Annotated in this window: 7 protein-coding genes; 4 read left to right on the forward strand and 3 right to left on the reverse strand. The window is 61.2% G+C overall.

What is annotated here, in order from left to right:
• Positions 1 to 409: 409 nt before the first annotated feature.
• Genes ACYPYD_RS07490 through ACYPYD_RS07500 form a run of 3 tightly spaced genes read right to left on the reverse strand, consistent with a single transcriptional unit; the run spans position 410 to position 5204 of the window.
• Positions 410 to 3832, reverse strand: coding sequence for a UvrD-helicase domain-containing protein (locus tag ACYPYD_RS07490; RefSeq protein WP_459662655.1), 3423 nt, complete (start codon positions 3830 to 3832; stop codon positions 410 to 412).
• Entirely contained in the window at positions 3832 to 4392 is a 561-nt protein-coding gene (locus ACYPYD_RS07495) for a hypothetical protein (RefSeq protein ID WP_459662656.1), read from the reverse strand. The genes ACYPYD_RS07490 and ACYPYD_RS07495 overlap by 1 nt, the downstream gene beginning before the upstream one ends.
• A gap of 8 nt (positions 4393 to 4400) precedes the next feature.
• On the reverse strand, positions 4401 to 5204 hold the full coding sequence (locus ACYPYD_RS07500; RefSeq protein WP_459662657.1) for an RNA polymerase sigma factor: 804 nt from the start codon (positions 5202 to 5204) through the stop codon (positions 4401 to 4403).
• Between the two features lie 88 nt (positions 5205 to 5292).
• On the opposite strand from ACYPYD_RS07500, the gene ACYPYD_RS07505 reads away from it, so the two are divergent.
• From ACYPYD_RS07505 to ACYPYD_RS07520, 4 genes are all read left to right on the forward strand, one after another.
• Positions 5293 to 7698 carry an AAA family ATPase gene (locus ACYPYD_RS07505; protein ID WP_459662658.1) on the forward strand — a complete coding sequence of 802 codons (2406 nt, stop codon included), beginning with the start codon at positions 5293 to 5295 and terminating at the stop codon, positions 7696 to 7698.
• Complete coding sequence (locus tag ACYPYD_RS07510) at positions 7698 to 8726, forward strand: HNH endonuclease family protein (RefSeq protein WP_459662659.1); 1029 nt, start codon at positions 7698 to 7700, stop codon at positions 8724 to 8726. Before ACYPYD_RS07505 ends, ACYPYD_RS07510 begins: the two co-directional genes overlap by 1 nt.
• A 784-nt stretch (positions 8727 to 9510) precedes the next feature.
• Positions 9511 to 12012 carry a GAF domain-containing hybrid sensor histidine kinase/response regulator gene (locus ACYPYD_RS07515; protein ID WP_459662660.1) on the forward strand — a complete coding sequence of 834 codons (2502 nt, stop codon included), beginning with the start codon at positions 9511 to 9513 and terminating at the stop codon, positions 12010 to 12012.
• Positions 12013 to 12906: 894 nt separating this feature from the next.
• Positions 12907 to 15348 (forward strand): TonB-dependent receptor, encoded by a 2442-nt coding sequence (locus ACYPYD_RS07520; protein WP_459662661.1) that lies wholly within the window; start codon positions 12907 to 12909, stop codon positions 15346 to 15348.
• The last annotated feature ends 26 nt before the right edge of the window (positions 15349 to 15374 follow it).

A 15374-nucleotide genomic window follows, 5' to 3' on the forward strand; every position in this document is an offset into this window, starting at 1 on the left:
CCACACTCAACCCAACATCGAGGTGATCCACGCTCGCTTCGCGGCACTCGCCAAGAAATGGGCGCCGCGCCCGCGGAAACCCAAATAACCCTACGTCAACGCCGCCTTCCGTCGGCGCTTACTGACAACCCGCCGGGCAGGCGGGATTGGCAGCCACTGCCGAATGACCCGATGCCCAGCTCTCGGGTCTCAGCGCATTGAGGAAAAGCTACTGGGCGCCGGCATGTCTGCTTTGACCCGCGGCATGTTCGAGCGTGCGAGCCGCGAGAATGATACCCGAGAGAAGGGATATGAACGCTGCGGTGGGGATCGGAGCATGCGAGTCCTCACGAACAGGGTGAAGGCAGCCGGCGCAAGGCTGTGCTGGTCGATGAGTGGAGACGATGACCTGAAAGGCAGCGCAAAGGCTTCAGCGCCCTGGAATGAGGCGGCCGGAGGGTACGCTGTCGCATATTAGGAGAGTAGGGCAGGCGCTGCACCGGCCCGCACCGGGCTTGGTTGGAAACTGGCCCTGTCGCATCGCCTCGATCCGGGTGGCAACGGCGCGTTCGAACTGGCGAAGCGCGCTGGCGTCTGCCTTGACGCTATGACCTTGGGCGCCATCGGCAAGGGAAATGCGCTCCAGGCGCACGCCAGGATTGTCCTTGGGCACGCGGATGCTGAGCAATCGTGTGGCCAACCCCACGACATCGTCAGGCCGCAGCGCCCGCGTTTCGATAACGCGCGCAACCATGCCGCCATCGTCCGAGATCATGTCATGCGCGCGTGCGGTAATGCGCGTTCCGCTCGCGAAGAGCTGCACTTTAGGCGGCGTCGCAATGGTCATGCCTGCCAGGGATGCCGCATAGTTGCCGACGAGGCGCGCTACCAGTGCTTGCAGCGCTTCGCCATGCGGCATGTCCGTGATGCCGGCACGCATACACTCTCGGGCGATCATCTGATCGATCGTCTCGGACGGCGGCAGATGGGGAAGAGCGGCTAGTTCTTCGCACAGCGTGCGGGCGACGCTATGAGCGGCCCGAGACGGCGACAATGCCGCCGATCCGCCCGATCCGATCAGATGACGGTAAAGAAAGCGCCGAGGACAGCGCATATAGTCGTCAAGCTTCCAGGCTTCGATTTCCCAGCTCGGCGGCAAGGCAATATCGACGTCCGGGGCAGTCGTGCGTGGGATAGAGAGCGCAGGGGAGAGTTCGCGCCTGTCGATCAACGCACCAAGCCGCTTCACGAAAGAGGATGGCGGGCGTTCTTTTGTACTCCCGCGCTTCCGCCGAGCACGGTAAAGATGCAAGCGCTCTTGGGCGCGCGAAAGGGCTACATAAAAAAGGCAGTCCTGCTCTTCCAGATGGCTTGCAAGCGCTTCTTCCTGCGCGGTGCCGCGTGCCGCCACGACAAGACCTTCGGGTGGCGGAAAGCGTATTGCCTGCGGCTCTCTCGGCATGGTGTCTTTGTTCAGTCCCGGGAGATGCACGCTGTGGAACTGCAGCCCCTTGGCGCCATGGATCGTCATGAGCCTGACCGCATCGATCCCCTTGGCGGCCGCCGGAAGCTGGCGGATATTTCGATCTTCCCCCAAAGCAAGTAGGCGTCGGATGCGGGCGATCAGGTCCGCAATGCTTCGCGTATGTTCTTGCTGGGTACGCACGAAGGCCATGAACTGCCATACCGCCATGGCTGCGGCCTTGCCGGCCGGATCCGTGCGCGCGGCAAGCCGTGCTGCGATCCTGGTTCTGTCGAACAGCAACTGGGCAAGAATGGAAAATGGATGGGAAAAGGGGTTGAGACCTCGCAACACGCGTGACAGCGCAAGGAAACTCGCCGCGCCGTCGGATGTCAGCGCGCTGGCGATCGGCGCGGGATCATTGATCCACGCCGGCGTCCTGCTATTTTCCGTCCTGAGCTGAGCGATTGCCTGTTGAACATCGGACATTGGCATCGCAAACTCGGGAGAGCAGGCGGTGCGTACGAGCGCTGCGGCCCATGGGTCTGTCAGCAGCGATAGAAGGGACAGCAGATCCTTGACCTCGCCGCGTTCGAAGACGCTGCCTAGAAATAAAATGGGAAGGCCCAGGCTTTCCAGCTGTGCGCCGTAGCGTGCAAGCTTGTCATTGCCTGAGACCAACAAGCAATGATCGCGATAGCGATGGTCCGCCGTAAGAGACTGCCGTATCTTTTCGGCAATCGCCGGAACGAGAGCATCGCCATCGGGTACGATCGTGAGATCGGGTTTGAAGCCGCAATTCCCGTGATGGGGCCCCAAGGGTTCATAGCGTGGAGGAGGGGGATCGTTCTTCGCGACCTTGATCGTCATCGTCTTGCCGAAATGCGAAACGAGCGACACGATTTCGGGCCTCGAGCGATAATTGACGACGAGATTGCTGCCTGTCGCACCGGGGAAGTCGTGCTTGAACCGGGCCATGCTGCGCGAAGACGCGCCCCGGAAGCGGTAGATCGACTGCCGGGCGTCGCCGACCGCCCAAAGGCCTTCGCCGCTGCCTGCAAGTATTTTGAGAAGGCGCACGCTCGCTTCGTTTACATCCTGATATTCATCGACCAGAATATGACTATAACGCGCGGCGGAGCGCCGGGCGTCCTCGTTGCCTTCGAGCAGCTGGACCGAGAGCAGGACGAGGTCGCCGAAATCGACATAATCCTTGTCGATCTTGAGTTGCTCATAGCGTTCGTAAACGGTGGCTATGTCCAGAATTTCCTCGGCCGAACGCACGGCATCGTCGCGCGCCGCGCCGGCGGTCGTCTTTTTCGCCTTTTCGAGGGCCGCGACCCCAAGATCACGATAGCGCCCGGATGGGCACATTTCATCCTGCGCCCGGGAAATGGCGTCGAGTATCGGGTCGATAAGCCTCACGGGATCATAGCTGTCATTGAGATGTTTGAGGCCGAGCCTGGGAAGCTCATGTTCGAGCAAATCGATCGCGCCGGCGCGATCGAGCAGGCGAGGGTCGCGGCTCCGCCCGATACGATTCCCGAAGATACGCAGAAGGTCGAGGCCAAATGCGTGAAACGTACCGATCCACATCGCCGCGAACGCGTCCGCATTATCGCCGGCGATGCGCTCAGAGAGCTCACCTGCCGCCTTGTTGCTATAAGTGAGGATGAGGATTTTGCGCGGATCGACACCGCGTCCAAGAAGGTGGGCGACCCGGGCTACTAGCGTCTGCGTCTTGCCTGTGCCTGGCCCCGCTTCAAGAAGATAGGCTTTTCCGTGATGGTGCGCGGCATCGGCCTGACTGCGAGTGAGCTTGGTCGATCGCTCGACCGCCTCTTCGCTTATCTCGGGGATCAGCAAGGCGTCGAGCAGCTGCTGCGCGACGAGACCGGGCGGCGCGCCAATCCTATTTGCGATGTCGTTTCCCGAGAGCTCTTCGTCTAGATGGCAGCGGCGCACAAAGGGGCGCGGTAACAGCAGTTCGCGCGCGAACATATCCATCTGGATTTCGCGGCGTTGACGCGGACCGTGCGCGACGATCTGGTCTTCGCTACCGGTTTCCGCGTCCGTTTTGCCCTCGATATCAACTTGGCAGGCGCCGGCGGCATCCCCGAGCAGCGCGTGGCCCAGCTCATGAGCGATCAGGAACGCCCGGTAAAAGGCCGTCCCGGTGTCGCTGTAGAGAATGAGCCCGATGTCCGGGAGGAATTTCGCAAGCGCGCCGTCAAGCTGCGCCGCATTGGGTTCGATGGGCTCGGCGGCAAAGCCGGCGTGCTCGACCTCTTCGATAACGAATGCGAGCGGCGACCAGGGATCGGCTCCGCGCGTCAGCGCGTCCGCATGAATTGAGGCCGCCCGCCGCCGAGCGGCCTCAATAGCATCCATCAGTCGAGATCCGCCATGATCTGGGCGCGACGCTCCGGCGGCACCTGCGCCTCTATCAGAATTTGCTCGAACGGAATGGGTGACTGAACGGCCACGGCGCCGGTTGCCTTATATTGCGCGGCGAGAGTCGGACCCGCGCCCATGCTCGCAAGAAGATCAGCCACACTTCCCTCGAGCGCATCGGCCATGCGCCTCAGGAACCCGCCCGGGATTGTCTCAGGGATCGCGCGACGATTGCGAATGGCGGCGATGACCTGACGCGGCACGTTCAGCGACTTGGACAGTCGACCATAATCAGCAGGTCCCAAGACGGCAAAAAGATCCCTCGATCCGGGAGCTTGAGCCGGCCAGATCACGCTCGCCTTGTCCAGTGCGCCATCGACGACGGCGCGCTCATTCGCTCCGAGCATTCGAGGTTCATCGTCAAGCGGACGCGCCGCCTCGAATTCGAGATCGAGAAGTTCGAGCGCAAATTGAGGATATTGCGCAACATAGCGCTGCACGGTCGTGGTTCCGTCCCTGTCGAGAAGAAACGCCTCGAGCACCTGCTCGAGTGTCATAGCCGCAGTCACAACTCATCTCCCTCTACGGCAGCACGGATCGCGGCATAAGCCTTGTGCTTCCAATTGAGGATGGTGCGGGGCGTGGTCCCAAGCATGCCCGAGATGCTGTGTTGCCCCTCCGCGCCGGTTCCGACCGGCAATCCCGAATGCATCATGATTATGACCCTGTTTTGTTCCGTTGGCAGGGCGTCAATCGCCGCCCACGTCCGAAATCGGAAATCTTCGTCGGCGAGACGCGCCGGATCGAATGGATCAAAGCTGCCCACCGACCGCTCGACCTCGGCTATGATGGCGGGATCATCAGCAATACCGACGGTGTCTGTCTCCTCTGCGCTATAAGCGCGGCGAAAGGCGTCACGGCGCAGATTGGCGAGCGCAAGATCAAAACGGGCCTCCCAGATATCAAGGCGTTCATCATATGCCTCAAGATCCGGCCCCAGCATCGCAACGAAACGGTCGAGCGCATATTCCGCGCGCTCGAGGTTGGCGACTGGTACGCTACTTTCCGGTCGCTGCATGAGCCTTGCGCCTATGCGCTCGAGCACGAGGGCGCACCAGCGGTTATAAGCCCTCCGGTCTCGATTACGGCCGGCACGGCGCATCATATGAACGAGACATTCGCCCGGCAGCCATCCGGGTGCCGAGCGGCGCCTGATCGCGGCGCGCGCGAGAAGCTCGCCTTCGTCGATAGACATCAGGCCTACAAGCAGGCGCTCCATGTCGGGAGGTCGCAGATACAGCGTCCCGTCCGCCTTGCGCTTGCGCAAGGGCTCGACCGTCTCGCTTCTTCCTCCTTCAGATTGCGCCATTTTCCATCCTCATATCAGGCGATAGCCAAGGAGTTCGGCTTCGCCAACCAGACAATCGAGAAAACATATCCGTACCGGAAATAACGACATGAAATATCTGGCGTCGCTTCGAAAAAATCCGCACACCTCCGCGCCGAACGATCTTCGAGGCGGTCGCGAGAAGAGGCATAAGAGGGCATTAGGGCATATGTTGCATTTCGATCGCACTGATGAGCCCGCCCCAGCCTGCCTGTCCGATGAGCGTACGGCGCGCGCCCGCGACATCCTGCGCGAGGCTTTCGCTCGCGATGCGGTAATCGCCGCCCAGACCCGGATCGGCACCAGCGAGCTTCTCCTAGAGGACCCCGAATTACAGGCTGCTCTCGAGCGTCTGTTTAGGGGCAAATGCGCGTTTTGCGAGCGCCCGGCAAACACGCAGGCCTATCGCTTTCGCCCGAGCGAGGAAGCCGGGCCGACATCTGACGCACCTGAGGCGTTCGCCGACAGGGCGCATCTCTATTATAGCTGGCTCGCCAATTCCTGGGAAAATATCTATCCCGTCTGCGCCGATTGCCGCCCGCTCGAACCAACGGTTTTTCCAGTCCGCGGCCAACGCTGTCCTCTCCCCGAACGCCATGAGATCGAAAATTATGCGGACAGGCCGACAGGATTGTGGCGGGGGAAGATGAGGGAATCGCCCTTGCTGCTCGATCCATGCGGCAAAGATGATTTGCGATCCCATTTGCAGGCTCTCCCCGGCGGACAACTGATGGGCTTGACCGAACGCGGCCGCTTCACGATCCGGCATTTCAACCTCGACCGCGACAATCTTCAGTATGACCGCCATGATGCCCTGCGAACTTATTTCGAACGGCTGACTCGTGACGAACCCGAAGACATGTCATCGCTGTTTGCATTTGCAGACATGGCCCACGGCGGCAGCTGGTATCTCCTTCTCTGCCAACTGGCCAAAGCGGTCGGCAGCCAGGCCGGAGCGCGCCCGGCCCTATCCCAAACGCGCATCGAGGCCTTTTTTCGCGACGGACTGCGCCGCGCGGATTTTCATGACGCGATAACGCAGGTGTTCACCGATATTTCGGAACGGGATGAGGTCCTGCCAGTCCAAGACAAGGTTTCTCGGCCACTTTCGAACAGTGCGCCTTATCCGATCGCGTTCCATATACGAGATTTCAAAAGCCTCGAGGACTTGGAAGTCCGCCTGCCCATGCCGGCGGTCGCCCCCGAGGAAGGCGAGCCGAGCGGGGCCGCCCTCATGATCCTGGGCGAAAATTCGGCGGGCAAAAGCTCCATCTTGGAAGCGATCACGCTGGCTCTCACCTCTAAAGCGGCGCGCGCGGGAATGTCCGAAAACGTCAGCCGTTTCATGCTCAACCCTGCCTATCTGGGCGGGTCCGGCGTGCCGCGCTGCGGTAGTATCGAAACGAGGTTCGAGGACGGCAGCGCCGAAGCCCTGGGCGTTCAGCCGGGCTGGCCTGTTCGCATCGGGAGCAGGGCGCCAGAAGGGCAGTTGCCGCTCTTTGCCTATGGCGCGTTCCGGATGTTCCTCTCAGGCGACCGGCGCGGCGGCGTGACCGGATCGATCCGATCCCTCTTCGAACCTAACTATGTCCTCCCCAATCCTGAGGACTGGCTCGCGAAAATATATGATACACCGGCATTTTCCGAGGTCGCGCGCGCACTGCGGTCCATCTTGGCCATCGATCAGCCCTTCGATGTCATCGAGCGGAATCAGAACGGCGAATTCTGCCTCTCGGTTCTATCGCCCGGCGATCGGAAGGCGCCTATCAAGATCCAGACGCCTCTAAAGGTGGTGTCGTCCGGCTTCCGCTCGGTACTTGGCATGGCCTGCGCCATCATGCGGGGAGTTCTTGGTCAGCAAGGATCCCGAAGCGCTACCTTGGCGCGCGCACGCGCCGTGATCTTGATCGACGAGATCGAAGCGCATCTGCACCCGCGCTGGAAGATGCGGATCATGACAGGCCTGCGCCAAGCCTTGCCGAACGTCATTTTCATCGTGACAACCCATGATCCACTCTGCCTAAGGGGGATGGCGACTCATGAGGTCATGGCATTGCGTCGCACGCACCGGCCCGATGCCGAGGGGGAGCAATGTGCGGAAATGGTGGAAGTTCTCGCCGAAATACCGCCCATCGATGCGCTTACGGTCGAGCAGCTGCTGACCTCGGATCTCTTCCAGCTCTTTTCGACCGATGCTGCCGACATTGAGGACAGCTTTGCTCAGGCCGCCGACCTTCTCTCTCTCGATGCAGCCGACATGACCGCACAGAGCGCCGAAAAACTCAAGGACATGCGAAGCAAGCTGCGCGAACAGGTTCGGCGATCGATGCCGGTCGGCTCGACGCAGGTCGAACGCCTGATCCAGGAAGCCGTCGAAACATATCTTAAGCGTCGCAGGATAAGCACTGCGCAGCAATTAATTGCTCTGGATGCCGATACGCGGGCCTCCATCGTCGCGGCACTGGAGCAGCTCTAGTGCGCCGTGTCGATCGCACTGTCGTGGGCGCGCCTGCCAGTCTCACCGACAGCCGCCGTAAGGGGGCATTGGAGCTGAAGCGTGCGCGCACCTATTTTGCGCGACGGCCACGTCCCAAAAAGGCTTTCACCTTTCTAGCTTATAAGGAAGATGACGTCCGCCATGCGCTCGAAGCCCTCTTCCACGGCAAATGCGCATATTGCGAGACGCGCTACAATGTGAGCGGTCCGGTCGATATCGAGCATTTTCGTCCCAAGGGTAAAGTGGAGGAGGATCTCGGTCATCCAGGCTATTGGTGGCTTGCTGCCGTCTGGACAAATTTGCTGCCCAGCTGTCTCGACTGCAACCGTCGGCGATTTCAGGCGACGCCTGACAGCTTGTCGAGCCTGACAGGCGTCCTGGAGATGCAGCGCCAGAACAAGCTGCAAAGGATCAAGACCGGAAAGGACGCATGCTTTCCCATTGGAGGCGCGCGAATGGCGGCTGAACCGCCGGTGGGCGGGCTCAGCCTTGCTATGGCCGCAGAAGAAGCTCTTCTGATCGACCCTTGTTCCGACGATCCCGACGAACATATCAGTTTTCATATTGACCGACAGGATCCGCTCGGCGTCGTATATGCCGCCCCTTCTGGCGCTGGTGCGACCGGCGCGCTGCCTGCGCTCTCCGAAAAATCCCGGGATGTAGAGTTCGCGGCGCGACTTGCAGGGATCAGCGTGCGCGGAGCTGTCTCTATCCAGACCTATGGCTTGAACCGGCTCGCCCTGGTCCAGGAACGCACCCGGACCCTGCGACGGCTTGAGACATTGGGCTATATCGTCATCGAACTCTCCAGCGCCGCAGACGCTCTCGGCCAGCTGACCCTGAGCGCGGAAGGCGATGTCGTTCTTCGGCAAAAGGCCCAGGACCAGCTGCGCGGCGTCGTTGCTCGCACGCTCGCCGATATTCGCGCCATGGCACAGCCCCATGCGCCGTTCTCGCGCATGGTGGCGGAGTGGATCGAGGCGTTTAAACGCGACATGGCGGTCTGAGCCGTGCGGCCGCTGCTACGGCCGAGTTTCGACATCATCACCTTGTTCGATGCCATATGACGACTGTTAGCGCCCAAGGGAAAGCTACGGCCCACTCGCTGCTGCCAGCTGAGCCGTCGCCCGGTCGACTGCGAGGGGGTGGGTCGAATGGGTGAATTCGCTTCAGAAGTTCGCCTCAGTCGATGCCAATGTTCAAAACCATTTCGCCTTTGAGCGTTATCTCGTCGATGGACAGCAGGCCAGAACGACGTTCCGCCGCCTTGGCGGAGTGGAGCATCATCGTAAGCTAAGCCGCCAGCCTCAAAGACCGAACTGCATCATGTAGAGACGGGTTCGCATTAGATTGACAGCACCAATCGCGGATATAGCCCAGTGACTGCCTCCAGCTTGTGTATGAAGCGGCGGCAGCTTTGCCACTCGCTACGCTTGAAACCGGACTGGCAGAAAGTCGGCCAATGTGAGCTCCGAATGCTGGCAAGCGGACGGTCGGCACCTGGTAATCGAAAATCGTACCCTGAACGGCTGACATGGGTCGAAGATCGAGCTCGAAGCGGTCTACCCGATGGCATACGGGACATTTCAAGTTCCGACACGGGAGAATTTCCAGGGAACTGGTGCAGCAGATCGCAGGCTCATTGCCATCACCAACTGTCCTATTCTGATCGCCAGGAGGTTTGCGAAGATCAGTATCCGCAAGGCAGAAGCTGCGCTAGAGCGGAGTATCACATCGGCGCACGAGCCCACGACACATGGCAACTCGCGACCGCTTTCAGGGTCCTGTTACATGTCTACCGCGCCGATCATCGATTTTCCGTCCGTTCGCGCGACCGCGCAATTCCTGAGCGGCGGTGGCAATTGTGCGCGGCTTATTGCTGACCGGGACTGGTCCGCAACATCGCTTGGCCCGATCGAGCGTTGGCCGCACAGCCTGACCAGTGCGCTATCCATACTTCTGCGATCGCGCGTGCCTATCGTCATGCTTTGGGGGCAGGACGGTGTCATGCTGTACAACGATGCCTACTCGGTATTCGCGGGAAACCGCCACCCGGCATCGCTCGGCTCGAACGTGCGCGAAAGCTGGCCCGAACTCGCCGACTTCAACGATACGGTTCTGGCCGAGGGTCTTGCCGGGAACACGCTCCACTTTCGGGATCAGGAACTGACCATCCTGCGCAACGGGTTGCCCGAAACGGTCTGGATGGACCTCAACTATTCGCCGGTGCTGGACGACGACGGCATGCCAACCGGGGTCATATGCTTCCTGGCCGATACGACAGAACGAGTGGCGGCAGAACGGCGCGCGGAATTTTTGCTGGCACTCTCTGACGAACTGCGGCCATTGACCACACCTGCGGACATCATGAACCGGACGGCCGCCAGCCTCGGCGAACTCCTGGGCGCAAGCCGGGTCTTCTATGCCGAGATCACCGATGCCGGGATGATGACCGTCGAGCGCGATTATGCGCGAGGAGTGGCATCGATCGTCGGTGTGCACTCACTTGCATCATTTGGTCCCGACCTACTTGCCGCCTATCGCGCCGGAGAGCCCGTGGTGGTGCGCAACGTCGGCGGGGACGAGCGATTGAGCGCTCCGGCCCGCTCAGGCCTCACCTCGCGTGAGGTCGGCGCATTCATCGACGTCGTTTTGTTCAACGAAGCCCAATGGGTCGGCCTTCTCGCTGTCCAGAATGCAAGCCCGCGCATCTGGAGTGAGGCAGAGGAGAGACTGGTCCAAGAGGTGGGCGAACGCGTCAAGGTCGCGATCGAGCGCGCCCGGGCGGAACGCGATCGGCTGTGGGACCTTTCTCAGGACATGCTGGCGAGAGCCGACTTTGCCGGAATGATGTCGGCGGTCAATCCTGCGTGGACCAAAGTCCTGGGGTGGAGCGAGACGGACCTTCTGACCCGCGGCTATGCCACCTTCATGCATCCGGATGATGTCGTGCCGACCACTGACGCGATCGCCGAAATGGCAGTGACCGGGAAGCCTGCACGCTTCGAAAACAGGATTGCCACTCGCGACGGCGACTGGCGGCACATTGAGTGGACCGTCGCGCCCGAACCTGATGGCGAGAATTTCGTCGCTGTCGGCCGCGACCTCTCTGACGCGAGGGCGCGAGCGGCTGAGCTGGAAACCGCTCAGGAAGCCTTGCGTCAAAGCCAGAAGATGGAGGCCGTCGGTCAGCTCACCGGCGGGATCGCCCACGACTTCAACAATATGCTGACAGGCATCATCGGCAGCCTTGATCTCATCCAGCGGAATATCGGCGCTGGACGATTGGAGCGGGTCGATCGGTACATCGATGCGGCAAACGCATCCGCCCAGCGCGCAGCCGCTCTGACATCGCGTCTGCTTGCATTTGGCCGGCGCCAGTCACTGGATCTGCGGGCACTCGACATCAATGCTCTGGTTCGCAGCATGACTGAGCTGCTGGATCGGACGCTTGGCGAGCAGACGGCTCTTGAAACCCATCTGAAACCGGACCTGTGGGTCGCCTCCTCCGACGCGAACCAGTTGGAAAGCGCGCTTCTCAACCTGTGCATCAATGCTCGTGATGCGATGCCAGGCAGGGGAAAGCTCGTCGTAGAAACCGATAATGTCATTTTGGATGAGCACTACACCACGAACCACCCGGGCCTCGCGCCCGGCAGTTACGTGGTGCTGAGCGTCAGCGATACCGGGATCGGTATGTCAGCCTCGATCCTCGAGAAGGTTTTCGAGCCGTTCTTCACGACGAAACCGGTTGGACAGGGCACGGGTCTTGGCCTGTCGATGATCTACGGGTTCGCCAAGCAGTCGGGTGGTCACGTACGCATCTACAGCGAGCTGGGAATGGGCACGACCGTCAAGCTGTTCATCCCCCGCTCGCACGAGGCAACCGAGCCTGCAGCGGCTCCGAAAACGGAGATCTCGAGTGGTCAGGGCGAGATGGTGCTGGTGGTTGAAGATGACCCCTCAGTCCGACTCATCGTCACCGAGGTCCTGGAGGAAATCGGATATGGCGTCATCGAAGCGCTCGATGCGACTGCTGCGCTGCCGATGCTGCGGTCCGATATGAGCATCGATCTGCTGATTACCGATGTTGGCTTGCCCGGGATCAACGGTCGTCAGCTTGCCGAGATTGCGCGCGAGACCAGACCGGACCTGAAGGTGCTTTTCATAACCGGCTACGCGCAGAATGCCGCGGTACGATCAGGATTTCTGGACGAGGGCATGGACATGCTCACGAAGCCATTTGCCATGGATGCTCTGGCAATGAAAATCCGCAATATCTTCGATTCCTGAGCAAGCCTCACATTCTGAAGCGATCGGCGGCGGGCTTCGTTATCTCGGGCACTTCTCGAGCGACGTTGGGCTTGTTGGGGGGATTTGTATGACGTGACTGGTCGCGAGCTGCCGGGAGAGCAGACCGTCCGTACCCGGGAAGCGAAAAATTGGGTGCGAACGACCGATTAGGGTCGACATCGCATACTAAACAGGATTCCTAGGTTCGTCCGCAGCTTCATGCTGATCGGTAAGACGTAGCCCCTTGATGTTTACTGGAACTGCGCGATTTGCACGACTGCCCTCGGTTCTCTCCTAGGCGGGTAACCCTCTCGACGAAACGGCCCATCCACCGCCTCCGGTAAGTTGAGAAAACCGTTCATAAGTAGCTGTTTACGAAGCTTCGCGTCGTCCACGATACGCATGCCATCAAGATGGCAGCGCGCTCGGCCTGATTCGACGACGCTGGCTTGGGTGATAGACAAGGATAGATCTTGTTTATCACTGGCTGAATTTTGGGTGCTGTTCAGATCGGTCGACAACAATCAGGTTGGCGTTTGTGGACGACCTGCGGCTGGCGGGGCGGCCTTAGTCACTGGTTCTTTGTCAGGAACGATGCAAATCAGGCGCAAGCCTTATATGCATCGCACTAATCCACTAATATCCGATATTGGTGCGCTGCTTATTCCGGCTTCCATGAGGCTGGATGCGGAATAAGATAATCAAGCCAGATACTGGTCAGGAGGCACGGGGTACTGATCCGACGTTCGATCCGGACAGGCCATCATTTCAATTGCAGCTGCGTCCACTCGCCTGTGCGGGGTGTGGAGTGCTGTCCGGTTCATGAGGGGTGTGAAATTGACCAGAGTTCGTAAATCGTCCGATCGCAAGATGCTGGCGTGCGTATCGGCGTTGATGGCAGGGGCTTCGACCCTGATCGCTTGGCCGCAGGTGGCGCAGGCTCAGAGTGCTGATACCCGGCCCGCTGCGGACAGCACGTCTGCAGATGGCGACATCGTAGTCACTGCACGCCGACGCGAGGAGCGCATCCTCGACACGCCGATCGCGATCACCGCCCTCACCAGCGAGGCGTTGGAGCAGCGCGGCGTGAAGAACCTGCAGGACCTCGGTACTTTCGTACCCGGCATGAACATCGTCGGTCAGGCGACCGGCGGCGGCGCGCGCGCCGACCGTTCGTTCGTGGGCGTCATCCTGCGCGGCATGCAGCCTTCGACCTCCTCCGCGCAGACGACCTCAATGTTCATCGACGGCGTTCCGGTCACGCAGGCGACCGCGCTCCAGACGATCACCAACCCGGCGCGCATCGAAGTGCTCAAGGGACCTCAATCGGCCACCTTCGGCCGTCAGACCTTCGCAGGCGCTATCAACATTGTTACCAAGGAAGCCAGCGACACTCTGTCCGGATCGCTGAGCGGCATGGCCGGCACCCGAGCCAACTACGACGTCTCGGGCGAACTCAGCGGTCCGTTGCTGGGCGACGTGCTGAGCTTCCGCGCAACTGCGCGCGCTTTTGGCAAGCACGGTTCTTACAAGAACGCGGCCAACCCCAACGGGACGCTGGGCGACCAGTCGTCCAAGGCGGCCACGTTGCAGCTGACCTTCAAGCCGACCGATAGCCTGACGATCAAGGGCTTCGGCCTCTATTCGCAACTGAAGGACGGTCCGCCCGCCAACGGCTACATCAGTGCCTACGCGCTGCGCGATCCGCAGGGCAACCTCGTTCGCGAGGACCAGTCGAACTGCAACGTGACGGGTTCGAGCGGCCGCACCACCCGCTTCTTCTGCGGCGTCGCGCCTTCGCTTTCGTCGCTGGCCCCGCAGGCGAACACCGCCAATACCAAGCAGGTGGTCGACTTCGTCAACAATCCGGCGGGCCGCCTGTTTCCGAACAAGCTCCAGGGCTACGGCCTCATCAACGACTACTACCACCTGCATCTCGACGTGAACTGGGACATCGGCGACAGCGGCTTCTCGGTCCGCTCGCTGAGCGGCTGGAACCGTGAGCAGAAGAGCGAGCTGGGCGATCTCGACAACTTCAACGGCAGCAGCTTCACCGGGACCGGCGCGTACTACCGCGAAGGGTTCTACAACTTCCTGTTCCTCGTCGAGGCCGAAAGCCGGGACTTCTCGCAGGAAGTGCGCCTGAGCTACGACAACGGCGGCAAGCTGCACGCGGCTTTCGGCGGCAGCTATCTCAATGCCCGCCAGCAGGGTTCCAACGGCAGCCCCAGCATCATCGGCGCCCGTCGCAGCGGCGCCACCCAGTCGCGCACGCTGGGCGCCTTCGCCAACGTCAGCTACGATTTCACGCCCGAATTCTCGCTGGCGTTCGACGGGCGCTACCAGATCGACAAACTCTATGCCTACGCGGGCGAAGGCGGCGCGAACTCGAGCGGGGCGACCATCCCGGCGGGCTTCTATGCCGAGGACGAGCGCATCGCCAAGGGCACTTACAAGAACTTCCTGCCGCGCGTCATCGCCAAGTACGATTTCGGCAGCAGCATGGTCTATGCCTCCTATTCCAAGGGCGTGAACCCGGGCGCGTTCAACACGCTGTTCATCACCTCGCTGCCGCCGGTCGTCGCCGAGGCGGAGCGCCTGGGTTACTCGGTGCAGGTCGATCCCGAGAAGATCACCAACTACGAGATCGGCGCCAAGGGTCAGTTGTTCGGCAACATCGTAACCTATGACCTTGCCGCGTTCTGGGCCGACTGGACCAATCAGATCCAGAACCAGTCGACCGTGATCTTCGTCGATACCGACGGCACCGGCGTACGCCAGCTGCAGGTCTCGGGCCAGACCAATACCGGCAAGACGCGGGTGAAGGGTATCGAGGCCAACGTCTCGGCACGCCTGTCGCGGGCGGTGACGCTGGACCTGACGGGCGCCTACATCGACAGCAAGGTCCGCGCCGGCACCAATACCGCCGCTACCGCGCTGACCGGGATGACCGACTTCCGCGGCAAGGAAAGCCCCTTCACCTCCAAGTGGTCGGGCACGGCGGCGCTCAGCTACAACGCGCCGCTCACCGACGAGCTGGACGGCTTCGCGCGAGCGGACTTCGTCTACAAGTCCGGTTCGTACACCGACATCTCGAACATCGTGCGCTCGCCCGACATGACCCAGGTGAACCTGCGCGCGGGCGTGGGCAACGACACCTACCGGATCGAGGCGTTCATCACGAACCTGTTCGACAACAAGGCGTACTACAACGTCTCGAACAACAGCCTTGTCGTGCCGGTGAACCCGTCACCGAACCCGTCGGTGGTCGGCGGCCTCGTCGCCCAGCTGCGCGAACTGCGCACGGTCGGCATCCGCGGCTCCTTCAACTTCTGAGCGACCCCATGACTGCACCCGGTCCG

It is taken from the genome of Novosphingobium sp. 11B, assembly GCF_054589055.1.

Excerpts from the sequence above, each read along its gene's own strand:
- ACYPYD_RS07490 (WP_459662655.1), bottom strand. The coding sequence starts at position 3,832 with ATGGATGCTATTGAGGCCGCTCGGCGGCGGGCGGCCTCAATTCATGCG.
- ACYPYD_RS07495 (WP_459662656.1), bottom strand. The coding sequence starts at position 4,392 with ATGACACTCGAGCAGGTGCTCGAGGCGTTTCTTCTCGACAGGGACGGA.
- ACYPYD_RS07500 (WP_459662657.1), bottom strand. The coding sequence starts at position 5,204 with ATGGCGCAATCTGAAGGAGGAAGAAGCGAGACGGTCGAGCCCTTGCGC.
- ACYPYD_RS07505 (WP_459662658.1), top strand. The coding sequence starts at position 5,293 with ATGAAATATCTGGCGTCGCTTCGAAAAAATCCGCACACCTCCGCGCCG.
- ACYPYD_RS07515 (WP_459662660.1), top strand. The coding sequence starts at position 9,511 with ATGTCTACCGCGCCGATCATCGATTTTCCGTCCGTTCGCGCGACCGCG.
- ACYPYD_RS07520 (WP_459662661.1), top strand. The coding sequence starts at position 12,907 with ATGGCAGGGGCTTCGACCCTGATCGCTTGGCCGCAGGTGGCGCAGGCT.